The organism is Flavobacterium sp. PLA-1-15 (assembly GCF_049060005.1).
Lineage (GTDB): Bacteria > Bacteroidota > Bacteroidia > Flavobacteriales > Flavobacteriaceae > Flavobacterium.
This window is the reverse complement of sequence record NZ_JBMGQS010000009.1, coordinates 93,110-108,595: the sequence shown is the minus strand read 5'-3', so window position 1 is coordinate 108,595 and position 15,486 is coordinate 93,110. Positions and strand designations below refer to the sequence as shown.

Sequence of the window (15,486 nt, the reverse complement as noted above, 5' to 3'; positions counted from 1 at the left end):
ATTCCTTATCGTCAAGTAATTACAATGCAATCAAATAATAAAAAGCCCTTCCAATACGGAAGGGCTTTTTTATGATATTACGTTTACAACACTAAGCCAACTATTAGACAATGATATATAAACGAAATAAAAGCTTAAAACATTAGTTATTAGTTTGTATCAAATATTTGTAAATTTGTTGATTAAAACACCGTAAAAAGACTTTGGCAGATAAATTCATTACCCACAGAGGTACACAAGTTTTCTTTTCTGAAAGCGGCAAGGGAACAGCTATCGTATTATTGCATGGTTTTTTGGAAAATCAAACTATGTGGGACGCTTATATAGCTGATTTTTCTAAGAAATATCGTGTTGTTACAATTGATTTGTTAGGTCACGGCAAAACACAACCCCTGGGATACGTGCATTCTATGGAAGACAATGCCGATGTGGTGCACGCCGTTTTATCAGAACTAAAAATCAGGAAAGCAGTTCTTGTGGGGCACTCGATGGGCGGTTATGTGGCTTTGGCTTTCGCCGAATTATACGCAGACAATGTGAAAGGGATTGTGCTTTTGAACTCTACTTCTCGCGCCGATAGCGACGAGCGAAAGGCCAATCGCGACCGTGCAATCAAGGCGGTAAAACAAAGTTACAGTAACTTCGTTAGGCTTTCTATCGCAAATTTATTCAGCGAAAACAATAGGGAAAGACTAGAAGAAGAAATTGAAAATGTAAAAATAGAAGCCCTAAAAACGCCTTTACAGGGAATTGTAGCTTCTCTCGAAGGGATGAAGATCCGCAAGGACAGAGAGGTGATTTTGCATTTTGCTCCCTATCCTATAGTATTGATTTTAGGCAAAAATGATCCCGTCTTGAACTACGAAGAAAGCCTCGAACAGCTGGACGGAACGGCTGTGAAGCTCCTCACTTTTCCAGACGGACACATGAGCCATATTGAAAATCGAGATGATTTAAAGAAAAATCTGCTGGATTTTTTTAAGCAAGTCTAACTTATATTTTTTCTTCAAAAGGAATCGTCACGTCTAGTATTTCCTTCAAAAGCAAGACCAATTGCTCGGTATAATTTTCGGAAATTTCATCGTTTATGATAGACATCGCTTGCTTTTCTTCTACAAAATTAAACGGAAGAAATCCCGATTTTAAATTCTTAAAAGAGATAATACCCACTTCCATTTCATGTCCTTCCAAATGCGGAGCATACATAAAAGCGTATGCCAAAACCTGGATACTCTTGTCGGATTTTATGTCTTCCGTAAGCTTGTGCCAATGTTTTAGGGTAACATCCCGGCCTTCTACTTTTCCAGTTTTATAATCGATGATACGAATTTTGCCGTTTCGGTATTCAATTCGGTCTACATTTCCTTTGATGAGCACCGGATAGGGCAAGGCAGGATGCTCCAACGTTCTTTCATAGGTTTTCTCCAGTGCAATAATCTTTACAGCATCGCCTTCTTCAAGATTTTGAAGTTCAAGCTTTAGGAAATTATAGACATTCCGTTTGGCCACTTCAAAGGCAAGAAGGTTTCTTCCTTTCTTGATTTCGCCCTCTTTATAGATTTCTTTAAACTGTTTTAAAACTTCAGCGTCAATCTCCCTGATGCAGTTTTTGATGTCTTCAATCGTCAGGAATTTATCGATTAGAGGCGTGTACAATGCTTCCAAAGTACCGTGAATGATGGTTCCAAGAGTATTGAGGGCGATGTTTTCCTCCACTTCTTCCACTTCGCTTATGCGTAATATTTTCTGGAAATAGAACTGAATCGGATTTCGGATATAACTCGTCAATGCCGACGGCGAGAAGCCTTTTTCGGCAATTTCTTTCAATCGTTCCATTACCTTATCGGATTTCGGAATTACGATTGGTTCATAGGCAATCAGAGGGACATCACTGCTACGGATTTCGTGTGTAAGAGTATGATTAGGTTGTTTTTCGACCTCGAGTTGGGTAATAAAACGGCTTTTTTCTCCACCGTCGAGACCTTCGCTCTCGGTATTGTAGAGCAGATAAATGTTCTTAGCTCGTTGCAAAAGGTGGTAAAAGTGATAGGTATAGATGGCATCCTTTTCTTTAAAAGTAGGCAATCCCAACTCCCGTTTTACATCATACGGAATAAACGAATTCATCGATTTTCCTGCCGGAAATTTCCCTTCATTCATCGATGTTACAATCACCGTTTCAAAATCCAACACACGGCTTTCAAGCACACCCATAATCTGCAAACCATTCAACGGTTCGCCTTCAAAAGAAACCTCAGCCAGGTCGATTATCTGCTTATAAATGGCATACAACGTTTCGATTTTATCAATATGATGATGCTGTGAATAATAATTAATAAGCTTATTGATGATTTTAAAGACCGAATATACAAAGGCTTTTGCAATTTTTTCTTCCTGATTGTCGTTGCTTAAATTTGACTTTATAATAAGTAACAACTTTGATAACGTTTCGAGAACCGCTACAGAACCATTTTCCCATTTCTGAAACAGTAAAAGAAATAGTTCCGATGGATTTTCGTTCAGCTCGTGTACACGCTTGTGTGTGATAAAAGTATAATTGTTTTGATTGATTAGGTTGACAAGTTTGGAAGTATTGGCATAGGGTTCCACCAACGGATGCGTCAGAATATCCAAAACATCTTTGTAATACAACACATAGCTTTCTCCTTTTCTGGAAACAGCATTGGTGTGCATTTTGAACAATTTGGCAATTAAAATCTGTGCAGGATTGTTCTTTCCTGAGTAGCCCATAGTAATATTCAATGCACCAACGGATGAAGGCAAGGCATATAAAAGTGGAATAAGCAAGCTTTCCTCGCCCAAAACAATGGCCGTTTTATTGAGCGAAACGGTATCGTTTTGAATATGTTTTTCAATAATACTACCCGCAATTTTGGCTTGCCCAATTGTTTTGGGTGTCCCAATGATCTGAATGTTTTTGGATTGCGAAAAGTCGTTTACAATCCATTCAAATGGATTTGACTTGTAGTATTTCCAATTTTCCTTGAATCGTCTGACAAACAAACCTGCATCGTGAAAAGGATCGTTGAGGAAAACTGTATCAACATCCCAATATATCTTAGCAGAGTCGGAAGCGATTAAATGCTGTACTATCTTTTCTTCGGAAGCATTCAGAGCATTAAATCCGGCAAAAAGAAACTGATTCTCTCCAATTGAATTTGAAAAATGATTCAGATTTTCGACTGCCTGTCTGTAAATTAACCCTTGATAACCGAGTCCTTTATTCAACAAATGGCTATAAAGTGATTCGTAATAGTTGGGTAGAAGTTTCCAAAAGTCGATATAATTTTCGAGTAAAGTGGTTTTATTTTCAATCTCAATTCCCCATTTTTTTATGTCTTCAATATCTTTTAAATACGATAAAACATGTTTTGGATCGAGAAGATATCGGTCGATTTCATTAAAGTCCTGAAGCAACGTTTTCGCCCAATTCGCAAAAAGCTCGAAAGTTTGCTGCTGTTGTTTATCTGTGACTGATAAATATACCTCATAAAATTCAAATAAAAGCTCTACACTGTCGATCGAACGTATGCCTGCTATTTCCTGTATAAAATCTTCTATACTTATAATTTGAGGCGAAAAAATGGTGTTTTCTACTTTGCTTTTAAGTGCTTCGATCAAGAACACTTTTGCCCTTTTATTTGGAAGAACTACAACTAAATCAGATAGATTTTCTTTGTAAGAATCTAGTATCGTTTGGGCAATCTTTTCTAAAAAAGTATCATTTGTCATTTTATAAAAATAAAAAAACGCCCCGATAAATCGAGGCGTTTCTTAGATTATTTAAAGGAAGAAATTATTTAACCAATTTCACTTCAACTCTTCTGTTGTTAGCTTTTCCTTTAGCTGTTTTATTAGTATCGATTGGTTTGCTTTCTCCAAAACCTGAAGAAGTCAATCTGTCAGAAGCAATACCATTTTCGATTAGGTAGTTCTTAACTGCACCAGCTCTGTCTTCAGATAATTTTTGGTTCATTGCATCTTTACCATCGCTATCAGTGTGTCCTTCAATACTGAATTTAGAAGAAGGATATTCTTTCAAGATTGCAGTGATTGATTGAAGTACTGCGAAAGTTTCTTGTTTGAAAGTAGATTTACCACTGTTGAACAAGATTGTTTTAGCGTAAGCATTCAATTTTGTGATTTGCTCCTGAGTAATTTCTGGACATCCGTTGTTAGCAACAGTACCTTTTACAGAAGGACATTTGTCATCTTTGTCAAGTACTCCGTCTCCGTCAGTATCTGGCCATGGGCAACCACCGTTTTCTTTAGGACCTGCAACAGTAGGACATTTATCGTTTTTATCTTGAACACCGTCTCCGTCAGTATCAGGACAACCTTGGAATTCTTTCAATCCAGCAACTTCTGGACAAGCATCAGCGCTATCTTGAATACCATCTCCGTCAGTATCAGGACAACCTTGGAATTCAACTAGACCAGCTACGTCAACACAAGCGTCATCTTTGTCAAGTACTCCGTCACCGTCAGTATCAGGACAACCGTTTAATTCTTTAGGACCAGCAACTTCTGGACAAGCGTCGTCTTTATCGTATACACCATCTCCGTCAGTATCTTTTCCTCCAAATTTGAAAGTAAGACCTGCAAAATGTTGAACATGTGAACGAACTCCAGTATTGTTCTTGTCTTCATCAAATGTTTTCTTGTAAGTAGATTGTAGAGACAAACCAACGTTTTCAGTAAACCATAATGTTAAACCTATACCTCCGTTAACGCTACCTGCGCTAGCATCTCCCCACCAAGTGTAACCTCCACCAATATGTGCAGATGGATCAATTACTTTAGAACCTAACATTTCCATGAAGCTATATTTGATGATAGCATCAGCTCCATAATAAGTCAAATCTCCAGGGTTTCTAACTTCATATTCACCACCTTCAGAAAATTGCTGAACTACTTTAGTGATTTTGTTCACAGATCCTGTAATTCCTACAGAGAATCCACTACCAACGCTTCTACTTACCGTTAAGTAAGAAACAGAAGGAAGGATGTTCCAGTTTTCTTTGATTTTAAATGGTTTGTTAAAACGGTCAGCGAAGTCACCGTCAAATGTAGCACTGGCTTGGGTATCAACCGCGTTAGCACCAAAGGTAATAGCCCAAGGATTGTCAGTATCTTGCGCTTGCGAAGTTAGTCCGAAAACCATCAATGCCGCAACAAAAATTTTGTTAAGATGTTTCATACTTGATTTTTTTAGTTACAAAAGTTATTAGGACAAAAGTAATGCCTTAAATCCTAACCACAAAAGAAAATGTTAAAAAAATAACATAATTTTTAGATAAATTATTAGTTGCTTAAAATATTTAACGCTATACCGACCTCGGTAAATGCCCTTATTGCCTTGTCCAGATGCTCTTTTGTATGGGCTGTAGAGAGTTGTACTCTTATTCTTGCTTTTTCCTTAGGTACAACCGGAAAGAAAAATCCTATGACATAAATTCCTTTTTTCAGCAACTCATTGGCCATAGTTTGCGATAATTTTGCATCATAAAGCATCACTGGAACGATAGCAGAGTCGCCATCGATAATATCAAAACCTGCTTTTTTCATTCCTTCTTTGAAATAATTGGTGTTCCATTCTAGTTTATCTCTCAATGAAGTATCTTTTTTCAACAACTCGAAAACTTTGATGGAAGCGCCGACAATTGCCGGTGCCAAAGAATTTGAAAACAGATAAGGCCTTGAACGTTGACGCAGCAACTCTATAATTTCTTTTTTACCAGTCGTATAGCCTCCCATTGCTCCTCCTAGTGCTTTTCCTAATGTACCTGTGATGATGTCAACTCTTCCCATTACACCTTTTGCTTCAAGTGTTCCTTTTCCGGTTGCACCGATGAATCCAGCGGCATGGCATTCATCAACCATTACCATTGCATCGTATTTATCTGCCAAATCACAAATTTTATCCAATGGCGCCACTACTCCATCCATAGAGAAAACACCATCGGTAACAATAATTTTAAAACGAGCTCCGGCTTCATTGGCTTTGATCAATTGCTGCTCCAAATCTTCCATATTGCTGTTTTCGTAGCGATATCGTGCCGCTTTACACAAACGAACACCATCAATAATCGAAGCATGGTTCAAACTATCGGAAATAATAGCATCTTCTTCTCCAAACAATGGTTCAAAAACACCTCCGTTTGCATCAAAAGCGGCGGCATACAAAATTGTATCTTCGGTTCCGTAGAATTCTGCAATTTTCTCTTCTAAAGTTTTATGAATATCCTGTGTGCCACAAATGAAACGAACAGACGACATTCCAAAACCATGTGTATCCAAAGCATCTTTTGCGGCCTGGACCACTTCCGGATGCGAAGACAATCCCAAATAGTTATTGGCACAAAAATTCAAAACCGTTTCTCCTGTCGAAATGGTAATTTCAGCTCCTTGTGGTGAAGTGATGATTCTTTCTTTCTTGAAAATTCCATTGTCTTCAATGGTTTTCAGTTCGTTTTGCAAGTGTTGTTGTATTTTTCCGTACATTTTAAAGGTATAAGATTTTAGGTTTATGGTTCAGGGTTGACTCTTGCCTTTTGGCTTTTCCCTAGTTACTATTTTACAAATTTACTATATTGATTGTTTCTCCTATATAAATCAGTGCTTTTTTTGAAACGCGGAAGCCCATTTTTTCAATAGCATTTTGATAACCCTCCAACTGCGATTGGTATTTCTGATTGTGGATTCCAGTTTTATAATCCAACAAAAGAACTTCATTATTTTTGGTCAAAACCATTCTGTCCGGCTTTACGATTTGTCCTTCTTTCTGGATAATGGTCTGTTCGTTCAAGATTCTATTTCCTTCAGAAAAATAAATCTCAAGCTCTCGATGATTAACAATTTCGTCGATCGTTTGCCGTACAATTTCTTCCTGATTAATAGTAATCAATCCATTTTCGATGGCTTTTTGAATCGCAAGCGGAACATCATTTTTAGTTTTTACAAACGACAAAATCTCATGCAAAACATTTCCATATTCAATCGCTTCCTGCTGGTGCGTTCCCCACATCAAGGCTTCTCGTTGGGCAATTTTTATATTTTTTGGATTTAATGTTTCAGCAACCAATTCGATATTTACAGGTTTTTCAACGATTTCGCTTTCTGGCGACAGCTTGTTTGGATCCCCAAATTCATATTCAAATTTATCTACATTAAAATCCGAAAAATTGTCAAGATAATTAATGAAGAATGTCGCCATATTGTTCTTAGGAATTTCTCCCTTTTTGGAAAGATTCATATTCGAAATAATATACAATTGTTCTTCGGCTCGCGTCAAGGCAACATAAAGCACGTTCACGTTATCGAGCAATTCTTCCTGTTTTTTCTGATTGTAAACAACAGAAGCATCTTCGCCATACCCTTCAACCGCACTGCTGTTATCAATCAAAGCTTTTGGAAGTCCTAGCTCTTCTTCATTGGCATCCAGCCAGAGTTTGCTTCTAGGACTTCGGCTGTAATCTTCCTCAGCAAACGGAAAGATTACCACGGGAAATTCCAATCCCTTTGATTTATGGATGGTCATAATTCGCACCGCATCATCACCTTCCGGAGATGGAATGCTGAATTTTTCTGAGTTCTTATCCCAATAATTCAAAAAGTCGGAAATTCCGGCCTGGTTTCGCATATCGCGTTCCAAGACAATATCCAAGAAATACTGAATGTAGGCGTTGTTTTTTTTAGGATTTATGAATTTCGAAATGATGATTTCAACTGCTTCGTACAATGATTTTTTTCGGATGTTTTGAAACGAAAGCGGACTCAAAACATCAGTTGAAAACTCCAACAGCCATTGTTCAAATTCCGATTCGATTTTGAGTTCCATTCCTTTTGCGATAAAATCGTGAACAGGGAGTTCCTCTTGGATATTTCGGGCGATATATTGCAGGAAATTTGCCTTCGATTCTAAATCACTACTGTTTTTTAAATAACGCAAAAAACTGATGATCAAGCGTACTTCTGTGGCATTGGCAATCATCAACGTTTCGGACGAAAGCAACGGAATATTTTGTTCTGTAAGATAATTGGCAATCGCAATTCCTTGGCCTCTTTTTCGGGTCAGAATTACCATGTCGCGGTATTCAAAACCTTTATTTTTTGCTTTTAAGATGGTATTTAAAGTTGCCAAGACAAATAATTCGGTCTTATCAAGCGCATCTTCTCCCGAAACTTCGGGATCAGAATTTTCTACTCTTGGAATAAAGGAAATATTAACGTAGCCTCCTATTTTGTCGTTGCTTTTTTGATGGCTGTGATTTTCATACAAATCCTTGTAATCTGCATTTTCAAATTCGCCCGAAAGCATCTTGAAAAAACCATTATTAAAGTTGATTATTTGCGAATAACTTCGGTAATTTTTGTCCAGATGTTCCAAATGCTTATCGGGATTATTGAACGGATTCAAGTCCTTGCTCAACTCAATAAACTGTTCGGCCTTACCGCCACGCCAACGATAGATGGATTGTTTTGGATCGCCCACAATCATCAGCGAACCTCTTTCTCCTTGCAAATCTTCGCTTGAAAGTGCATTATCAATAAGTGGAATTAAGTTCTGCCATTGCATTTCGGACGTGTCCTGAAATTCATCGATAAAGAAATGCTTGTAGCGTTCGCCCAATCGTTCGTAAATAAACGGAGCCGGCTGGTTCTGGATTTGTTCGTGAATGATGGCATTAAATTCGGCAATCGAAAGGATGTTTTGTTCCTCTTGAATTTTGGCCAGTTCAGTACTTACAGTATTCAGCAACGACAAAGGCGTGATGTTTTTTAAGAACGCCGTATAAAAATTCTTCTTTTCATAATTCTTGTAAACACACGAAAGAATCGACAACATTTCGGGCAAAATGGTTTCAATTACCGCCCTGTCTTTTGCCGTTTTATTGATTTTGATGTCTTCCTCGGTATGGTATTTTTTATGCGAACTTTTTAATTCATTGTTTAAGATATAATTCAGATGGTTCGGAAAATGTCCGGCCGAAAAAGACTTCGAATCAATCCCGTTTGAGTCAATTAAATTCAAAGCGTTTTTTGCACAATCAACACATTCGTTTTCCAGATTTTTACACGTTTCTTGGATTTTATTCTTGATTTCGAGAAATTCCGAAATGGATTTGTTGTGGAAGTGCGTGATTTCTTCGCGATTGTTTTCGTTCAGGATCAATCTTCCTGTTTCCAGAATTTCGCGTGAGATGTCCCAACTTTTGTCGTCGTCGGTTTTTTCCATCGTAAAATCTACGAGAAGTTTTGTAAGCGTTTCATCTTCACCGGCTTTCGCAATCAAGGCATCGACGGCTTCAATCAAGAGATTTTCCGTATCGAGTGTGACCTCGAAAGTCATTGGAAGTTTCAAATCATGGGCAAAAGCGCGGATAACTTTATGCGTAAATTTATCAATCGTGGAAATATCAAAAGCGGCATAGTTGTGAATGATGTGCTTGATGATACTTTTCGATTTCTGTTTGATTTCGGATAGTGAAAGATTGATATCTGTAGCAATATCCTGCATCAAATCTTGTGCTTTTTTCGAAGGATTTTCCTTTGCAAACTCCGAAAGATTCGTCACGATTCGGGATTTCATTTCGTGGACGGCCTTATTCGTAAAAGTGATGGCGAGGATATTTCTGTAAGCATCATTCTGCTTGGCCGAAAGGATGATTTTGAGGTACTCTTTTACAAGTGCATAGGTTTTTCCGGAACCTGCCGAAGCGTCGTATATTGCGAAAGAGTGTCGTTTCATTTGTTTTATTTTTAGACCTAACAGGTTTTGAAAACCTGTTAGGTCTTGTAACTGTACCTGATGTCAAATTTTAGCACTACTGCCCTAGCCCTGATTGAAGTGGAAAGCCCGGAATGAAAAAACTTTATGTTTCTTTTTTTGAAAAAGCGACCAACGGAAGCTCTTTTCAAAAATTAGAAACATTGGTTTTTTCATGAGGACTTGTAACGGAAAGCAGGATGAGCTTCTAAAAATTACAGTATTATTATTTTTGTTAATACAATTATAACAAAATAGTATTTCCTTTTCCAAAGTTAAATGTTTAATTTTGATTTCAATTATTTTATAAATCATTTAAAACACTATATTATGGCTTTTGAATTACCAAAATTACCGTATGCTTATGATGCATTGGAACCACATATTGATGCTAGAACGATGGAAATTCACCATACAAAACATCATAATGCTTACACAACCAACCTAAATGCTGCAATCGCCGGAACAGAATTGGAGGGTTTGACGATTGAAAATATCCTTATTAATCTTGACAAAAAGAACGCCGCCGTGAGAAATAACGGTGGTGGTTTTTACAATCATAACTTGTTTTGGACGGTAATGTCACCTAACGGTGGCGGACTTCCAACGGGTGAATTGCTTGATGCTATTGAAAAATCTTTCGGGACTTTTGAAGAGTTTAAGGCAAAATTCGCTAAAGCTGGGGCAACTCAATTTGGTTCTGGATGGGCTTGGCTTTGTGTGCATCCTGGTGGAAAATTGGATGTTTGCGGAACGCCAAACCAAGACAATCCTTTGATGCCGGAAGTAGGCTGTGGCGGAACTCCAATCCTAGGAATGGATGTTTGGGAACACGCTTACTACTTGAACTACCAAAACAGAAGACCGGATTATATTGAAGCTTTTTTCAGTGTAATCAACTGGACAGAAGTAGCTAGAAGATTCGCTAACGAGAAATAATCTCTTTTTAGAAGATAGAGAAAAGAGGCAAGAAGAAAGATGTTTGTTCTTTCTCTTGCCTCTTTCTTATTTAAATTCTACAATCTTAATGAACCTTAACTCCTTCATGGTTCAAAAAATCTTTTCTCTTGCTTCTTTCTTCTTTTATCTTCTTACTCCATCAATTTCTTGCTCACCCTGCTTGAAGCAATCAACGACGCAACAAAACCTAAGACAACAACTGTTGCAAGAACGATAAAGATATTTGCTATGGTAATTTTTACTGGATAAGCCAAGGTATCACTGATCATGATCAATTGGAATTGCTGTTGCACAAACACAATAATCAGTCCTAAAACTACACCGATAATTCCGCCTACTACGCAAAGCAATGTACCTTGCAGTAAGAATATTTTACGCAGCTCTTTAATTTCAGTTCCGAGATTGTAAAGGGTTTTGAGGTTTCCTTTTTTCTCCAGAATCATCATGATCAAGGCGCCAATCAAGTTGAAAAGCACAACGATGATCACGAGTGTAAATATCAAATAGACCGCGATATTTTCTGTATTCAGCATTTTGTAAAGCGAATCATTCAGCTGAACTCTATTCTTGATGACGATATTATCGCCTAATATTTCCTGAAGTGAAGTGATGACATTTCCTTCATTCGCTCCCGGTTTCAATTTGAATTCCAATGCCGTGACTTGATTTGGTTTAAAATCCAACAATTCCTGAAGCAGGGCCAGATCACAAAAGACATATTTGGCATCCAGTTCCTCGTTTACAGAATAAATTCCCACAGGAACCAAGACATCTTTCCTAAAAGCATCATCTTGACTGTTGATATCGCCTTTTCCTGCTTTTGGCACAAACACTTCAAGCGGATTATTCACATCCATCAATCCCAACGATAATTTCTGGGCAATTATGCCACCTACAACAACCTGAAGCGTGCCAGGTTCGATCCATTGTCCGCTGAAAGAACCTTCCTGTATCGTGCTGACTTTCGTAAAAACACTGTCAACACCTTTCAAATTGGCGACCTGCTGTTTTTCATCAAACATAAAAAGCAGTTGCTCCTCAGCTACTTTGCTATAAAATGCAACGTCCTTGAGGGCCTTGATTTTGCTTTCCTGATCTGGTGAAATAAGATATGATTTTCCCGTCAACGGCATTGCTTTCAAATCCGGATCAACCGAATTCGAAAACGAAAGACTAAAATCAACCAGCCCACTAAAAACCGACATGATGACAAACATCGCCATACTTCCCACAATAATTCCAATTGTGGCTATCCAGTTGATAATGTTGATCGCATTATTTTTACTGGCGCTTCTGAGGTAGCGTTTGGCTATGTAAAGGGAAAAATTCAAATTACGATTTTCTTCTTCGTTCTAAAAGATCACGGTTTTCAATAGGATTTTCCTTTGCTGAAAGCGCATTGTCAATCTTTTCGATATAATCCAAAGAATCATCTATGTAAAAGCTCAAATTAGGCACTTTACGCAATTGCAAGCGCACTCTCTGTGACAAATCATGCTTGATCAAAGGCGTATTGGTCTTGATGGCCGCCAAAGTTTCGGCCGCTTTTTCTTGTGGAAAAATACTCAGATATACAGTCGCAATCGACAAATCCGTCGTAACGCTCACCTTCGAAACCGAAATCACCAGATTCGAAATTCCGTTTTTTCGCACTTCACCTTGCAGGATATCCACCAAATCTTTTTGGATCACCCCACCTATTTTTTTCTGTCTGTTTGTTTCCATCCTGCAAAAATACGATTTTTCGAGGCAAAGTCAATAAACCCCAAAGTTTTATCTTTTTTTGATGATAATCAGGAGCAAAACGCTCGGGCATTTGTTTAATCCATGTTCCCGCCATCCTTCCAAATCTTTTTTCAATTGCCTCGGGTTGAAACCCAAGGCAATTGAAAAAGGATTTTCCCTCCTGTCGGGGCTAGAATAAAAACTTCAGACATTCTTTAAACTTCGAGACCTTTGCGTGCAAACTTTGTGTGCTTAGTGTTTAATCCCAAAAAACTTTCCGAACTTTGTCACCAAACCACCCGCAATGAGAAAAATAGAACACATCGGTATTGCCGTAAAGGACCTTGAAGTTTCCAACGCACTTTTCGAAAAACTTTTCGGAGCACCACCCTATAAATCAGAAGAAGTAGAAAGCGAAGGCGTAAAGACTTCCTTCTTCATGAACGGTCCCAACAAAATTGAACTTCTAGAAGCTACAACTCCCGAAAGCCCAATAGCAAAATTCTTGGAAAAGAAAGGCGAAGGCATCCATCATATTGCCTTTGATGTAGAAGATATTGTTTCCGAAATCGAACGATTAAAATCAGAAGGATTTACCGTTTTAAACGAAACACCTAAAAAAGGTGCTGATAACAAACTAGTAGCGTTCCTACATCCAAAAGGAACAAACGGCGTCCTGATTGAACTTTGCCAGGAAATAAAATAAAGCTGATTTTTAGAATATTAGAATTATTTCAATTCTGATAGAAGTTCAAAAACCAAAAAAACAGCAAATCAATAGGCTAAATAGTTGCAACGAAACGAAAATAGTAGTAATATTGCATCCTCATAATTGGTCCTATAGCTCATTCGGTTAGAGCAACTGACTCATAATCAGTAGGTGCTTGGTTCGATTCCAAGTGGGACCACCTTCAAAAGGCTTTACATATGTAGAGCCTTTTTTTGTTTTAAAACTTTTATGATTGCTTCTCCGTCAAATACTTCCAATACCTTTTCGGAACATGCTGGATATGCAATTTCATATTCTTTCTAGCAGGGATATTGGTGCTTTTGAAATAATCATTCCAAAGCAAAGCATATAATTCTTCCTTGTCGTTCAAAACATCAGAAGGCAAATGGACACTGCTTTTCTTCACTTCAGGAACATAATCGAATATAATTTCTTCCACTTTCTCCAAATCATAGAACAAGCCGTATTTTCGTTTCAAATCATAGATAATCCATTTCTGGTCGGCATATCGGTTTTTGAAAAAAGAAGCAATCAACGGAAGTACATTATAATCGGGTTCAATTGGAGCATAAAAAATACCATCGCCAGTTTCTTGAAATCTTATAAAGGCCTTCATTCGGTGCTTTTCGCGGTTCACACTTTTGTCCATTTTTGAAAGCGCAATTACTGATGGATGTCCGAAATTGTCTTCGGCACCTTTCGGATTATCAAAAATATAGCAGGCAAAATCAAACAGATGCTGGAAGATTTCAGGTGTTTCGGAGAGATAGCATTTGTAGAAACGGCTTCGCCAATCGGGACTGATTTTTTTACATAAACCCGTCCAAACTCTTTTCGCTTTGGCCTCATCATTTATCACCTCCAAGGTTTCCTCTAAAAAAACGGGTTCAAAATGAGCCTGACTGACCAATTTTACTTTCCCTGGTTTTCGCTCATAAAACTCAAAAACTGCAGTCAGCAAACCTTCCAGACTTCCATCGAAAATATAAATGACCATCAGAAAAGGCTTAATTGGTTTTGGGGAACCTTCAAGTATTTGCTGTTACTTTCGGATAAGATCAGGTTCTTAACGGTGAAAGCTTCAGGTGTGTTCAATTGGAAAATGCTGTCAGCACATCTTATAAAATACTTCGCCCGATTATAGGCAATTCCAATCTTCTTCAATTGGTCGGAACGAAGTTTCCCAAACTTTCGAGCCTGAACAATCTTATTCGCCGAACCTACTCCAATTCCGGGAACACGTAAAATCATCTTATAATCGGCCGTATTGATATCAATCGGGAATTGCTCCATATTTCGGAGTGCCCAACTCAATTTCGGGTCGATATCTACATCCAAATGAGGATTTTTGACATTTAAAATTTCGTGCACATCAAAACCATAAAAACGCATCAGCCAATCGGTTTGATACAGTCGATTTTCACGCAAAAGTGGCGGTTGGCTTCCAATCATTGGCATACGATTATCATAACTGATTGGAATATAACCCGAATAATAGACCCGCTTCAAATCGTAATTCTTGTAGTATTCGTTGGCACTGTACATGATTTCCATATCGGTTTCGGGAGTGGCTCCAATCACCATTTGGGTACTCTGCCCTGCCGGAACAAATTTTGGCGTACTCTTTATTATTTTCTTCTCGTCCTTGAATTGGATGATGCTGTCCTTGATAAACGACAACGGCATTTTCACATCATCATGCGATTTATCGGGAGCTAGCAATTTCAGTCCGGCTTCGGTTGGCATTTCCAGATTGATGCTCATCCTGTCGGCATACAACCCTGCTTCAGTGAGCAATTCCTGGCTTGCTCCCGGAATGGTTTTCAAATGGATATAGCCGTTGAAATTATTTTCAAGACGTAATTTTTTAGCAATCCTTACAAGGCGTTCCATCGTATAATCGGCATTCTTGAAAATTCCTGAACTCAGGAACAGGCCTTCGATGTAATTTCTTCGGTAGAAACTCATGGTCAATTCCACCACTTCCTCAACAGTAAAGGCGGCCCTTTTCACATCATTGCTTTTTCGGGAAACACAAAACGCACAATCAAAAATACAATGGTTGGTCAGCAGTATTTTCAGAAGCGAAACACAACGTCCGTCTTCGGTATAGGTATGGCAGATTCCCGAAGAACTCGCATCTCCCAAACCCTTGGTATCATTTTTTCTGTTGCTTCCGCTGGACGAGCAGGAAACATCATACTTGGCGGCATCTGCCAAAATGGTCAATTTTTCACGTATTCTATCGGACATAATCGTTTCTTTTTGTGTAAAATAATAG

Annotated in this window: 11 protein-coding genes and 1 tRNA gene; 4 read left to right on the top strand and 8 right to left on the bottom strand. The window is 38.2% G+C overall.

Annotated features, from left to right (window positions below; genetic code table 11):
* Window positions 1-203 precede the first annotated feature (203 nt).
* Window positions 204-992 (top strand): alpha/beta fold hydrolase, encoded by a 789-nt coding sequence (locus ACI6PS_RS08060; protein WP_421012040.1) that lies wholly within the window; start codon window positions 204-206, stop codon window positions 990-992.
* Window position 993: 1 nt separating this feature from the next.
* Here the strand turns inward: ACI6PS_RS08060 and ACI6PS_RS08055 are convergent, their stop codons facing one another.
* The 4 genes from ACI6PS_RS08055 to ACI6PS_RS08040 all read right to left on the bottom strand — a co-directional run bounded on the left by ACI6PS_RS08055 (window position 994) and on the right by ACI6PS_RS08040 (window position 9,772).
* Window positions 994-3,753 (bottom strand): PD-(D/E)XK nuclease family protein, encoded by a 2,760-nt coding sequence (locus ACI6PS_RS08055; protein ID WP_421012039.1) that lies wholly within the window; start codon window positions 3,751-3,753, stop codon window positions 994-996.
* Window positions 3,754-3,817: 64 nt separating this feature from the next.
* Window positions 3,818-5,221 carry an OmpA family protein gene (locus ACI6PS_RS08050; protein WP_421012038.1) on the bottom strand — a complete coding sequence of 468 codons (1,404 nt, stop codon included), beginning with the start codon at window positions 5,219-5,221 and terminating at the stop codon, window positions 3,818-3,820.
* A gap of 104 nt (window positions 5,222-5,325) precedes the next feature.
* Window positions 5,326-6,525: a glycine C-acetyltransferase gene (gene kbl / locus ACI6PS_RS08045; protein WP_421012037.1), complete on the bottom strand. Its 1,200-nt coding sequence runs from the start codon at window positions 6,523-6,525 to the stop codon at window positions 5,326-5,328.
* 73 nt (window positions 6,526-6,598) lie between these two features.
* A complete protein-coding gene (locus tag ACI6PS_RS08040) occupies window positions 6,599-9,772 on the bottom strand; it encodes a UvrD-helicase domain-containing protein (protein WP_421012036.1) in 3,174 nt (1,057 codons plus the stop codon).
* A gap of 348 nt (window positions 9,773-10,120) precedes the next feature.
* On the opposite strand from ACI6PS_RS08040, the gene ACI6PS_RS08035 reads away from it, so the two are divergent.
* Complete coding sequence (locus ACI6PS_RS08035) at window positions 10,121-10,729, top strand: superoxide dismutase (protein ID WP_421012035.1); 609 nt, start codon at window positions 10,121-10,123, stop codon at window positions 10,727-10,729.
* Window positions 10,730-10,881: 152 nt separating this feature from the next.
* Here ACI6PS_RS08035 and ACI6PS_RS08030 read toward each other — a convergent pair whose 3' ends face one another.
* Both ACI6PS_RS08030 and rbfA read right to left on the bottom strand, forming a co-directional pair.
* Entirely contained in the window at window positions 10,882-12,081 is a 1,200-nt protein-coding gene (locus ACI6PS_RS08030) for an ABC transporter permease (RefSeq protein ID WP_421012034.1), read from the bottom strand.
* A 1-nt stretch (window position 12,082) separates the two neighbouring features.
* The gene (rbfA, locus tag ACI6PS_RS08025) at window positions 12,083-12,475 is read right to left on the bottom strand and encodes a 30S ribosome-binding factor RbfA (RefSeq protein ID WP_421012033.1); all 393 of its coding nucleotides are present in this window, start codon (window positions 12,473-12,475) and stop codon (window positions 12,083-12,085) included.
* A gap of 304 nt (window positions 12,476-12,779) precedes the next feature.
* On the opposite strand from rbfA, the gene mce reads away from it, so the two are divergent.
* Entirely contained in the window at window positions 12,780-13,181 is a 402-nt protein-coding gene (mce, locus tag ACI6PS_RS08020) for a methylmalonyl-CoA epimerase (protein ID WP_421012032.1), read from the top strand.
* Window positions 13,182-13,309: 128 nt separating this feature from the next.
* A tRNA-Ile gene (locus tag ACI6PS_RS08015) sits at window positions 13,310-13,383 on the top strand.
* Window positions 13,384-13,431: 48 nt separating this feature from the next.
* Here the strand turns inward: ACI6PS_RS08015 and ACI6PS_RS08010 are convergent.
* Together ACI6PS_RS08010 and ACI6PS_RS08005 are read right to left on the bottom strand one after the other, a co-directional pair.
* Window positions 13,432-14,202, bottom strand: coding sequence for a TIGR03915 family putative DNA repair protein (locus ACI6PS_RS08010; RefSeq protein ID WP_421012031.1), 771 nt, complete (start codon window positions 14,200-14,202; stop codon window positions 13,432-13,434).
* Window positions 14,202-15,461: a putative DNA modification/repair radical SAM protein gene (locus ACI6PS_RS08005; protein WP_421012042.1), complete on the bottom strand. Its 1,260-nt coding sequence runs from the start codon at window positions 15,459-15,461 to the stop codon at window positions 14,202-14,204. The genes ACI6PS_RS08010 and ACI6PS_RS08005 overlap by 1 nt, the downstream gene beginning before the upstream one ends.
* Between the last annotated feature and the right edge of the window lie 25 nt (window positions 15,462-15,486).

What these genes read in the sequence shown, in the direction of transcription:
- ACI6PS_RS08055 (WP_421012039.1), bottom strand. Translation starts at nt 3,753, where the DNA reads ATGACAAATGATACTTTTTTAGAAAAGATTGCCCAAACGATACTAGAT.
- ACI6PS_RS08050 (WP_421012038.1), bottom strand. Translation starts at nt 5,221, where the DNA reads ATGAAACATCTTAACAAAATTTTTGTTGCGGCATTGATGGTTTTCGGA.
- kbl (WP_421012037.1), bottom strand. Translation starts at nt 6,525, where the DNA reads ATGTACGGAAAAATACAACAACACTTGCAAAACGAACTGAAAACCATT.
- ACI6PS_RS08040 (WP_421012036.1), bottom strand. Translation starts at nt 9,772, where the DNA reads ATGAAACGACACTCTTTCGCAATATACGACGCTTCGGCAGGTTCCGGA.
- ACI6PS_RS08035 (WP_421012035.1), top strand. Translation starts at nt 10,121, where the DNA reads ATGGCTTTTGAATTACCAAAATTACCGTATGCTTATGATGCATTGGAA.
- rbfA (WP_421012033.1), bottom strand. Translation starts at nt 12,475, where the DNA reads ATGGAAACAAACAGACAGAAAAAAATAGGTGGGGTGATCCAAAAAGAT.
- mce (WP_421012032.1), top strand. Translation starts at nt 12,780, where the DNA reads ATGAGAAAAATAGAACACATCGGTATTGCCGTAAAGGACCTTGAAGTT.
- ACI6PS_RS08010 (WP_421012031.1), bottom strand. Translation starts at nt 14,202, where the DNA reads ATGGTCATTTATATTTTCGATGGAAGTCTGGAAGGTTTGCTGACTGCA.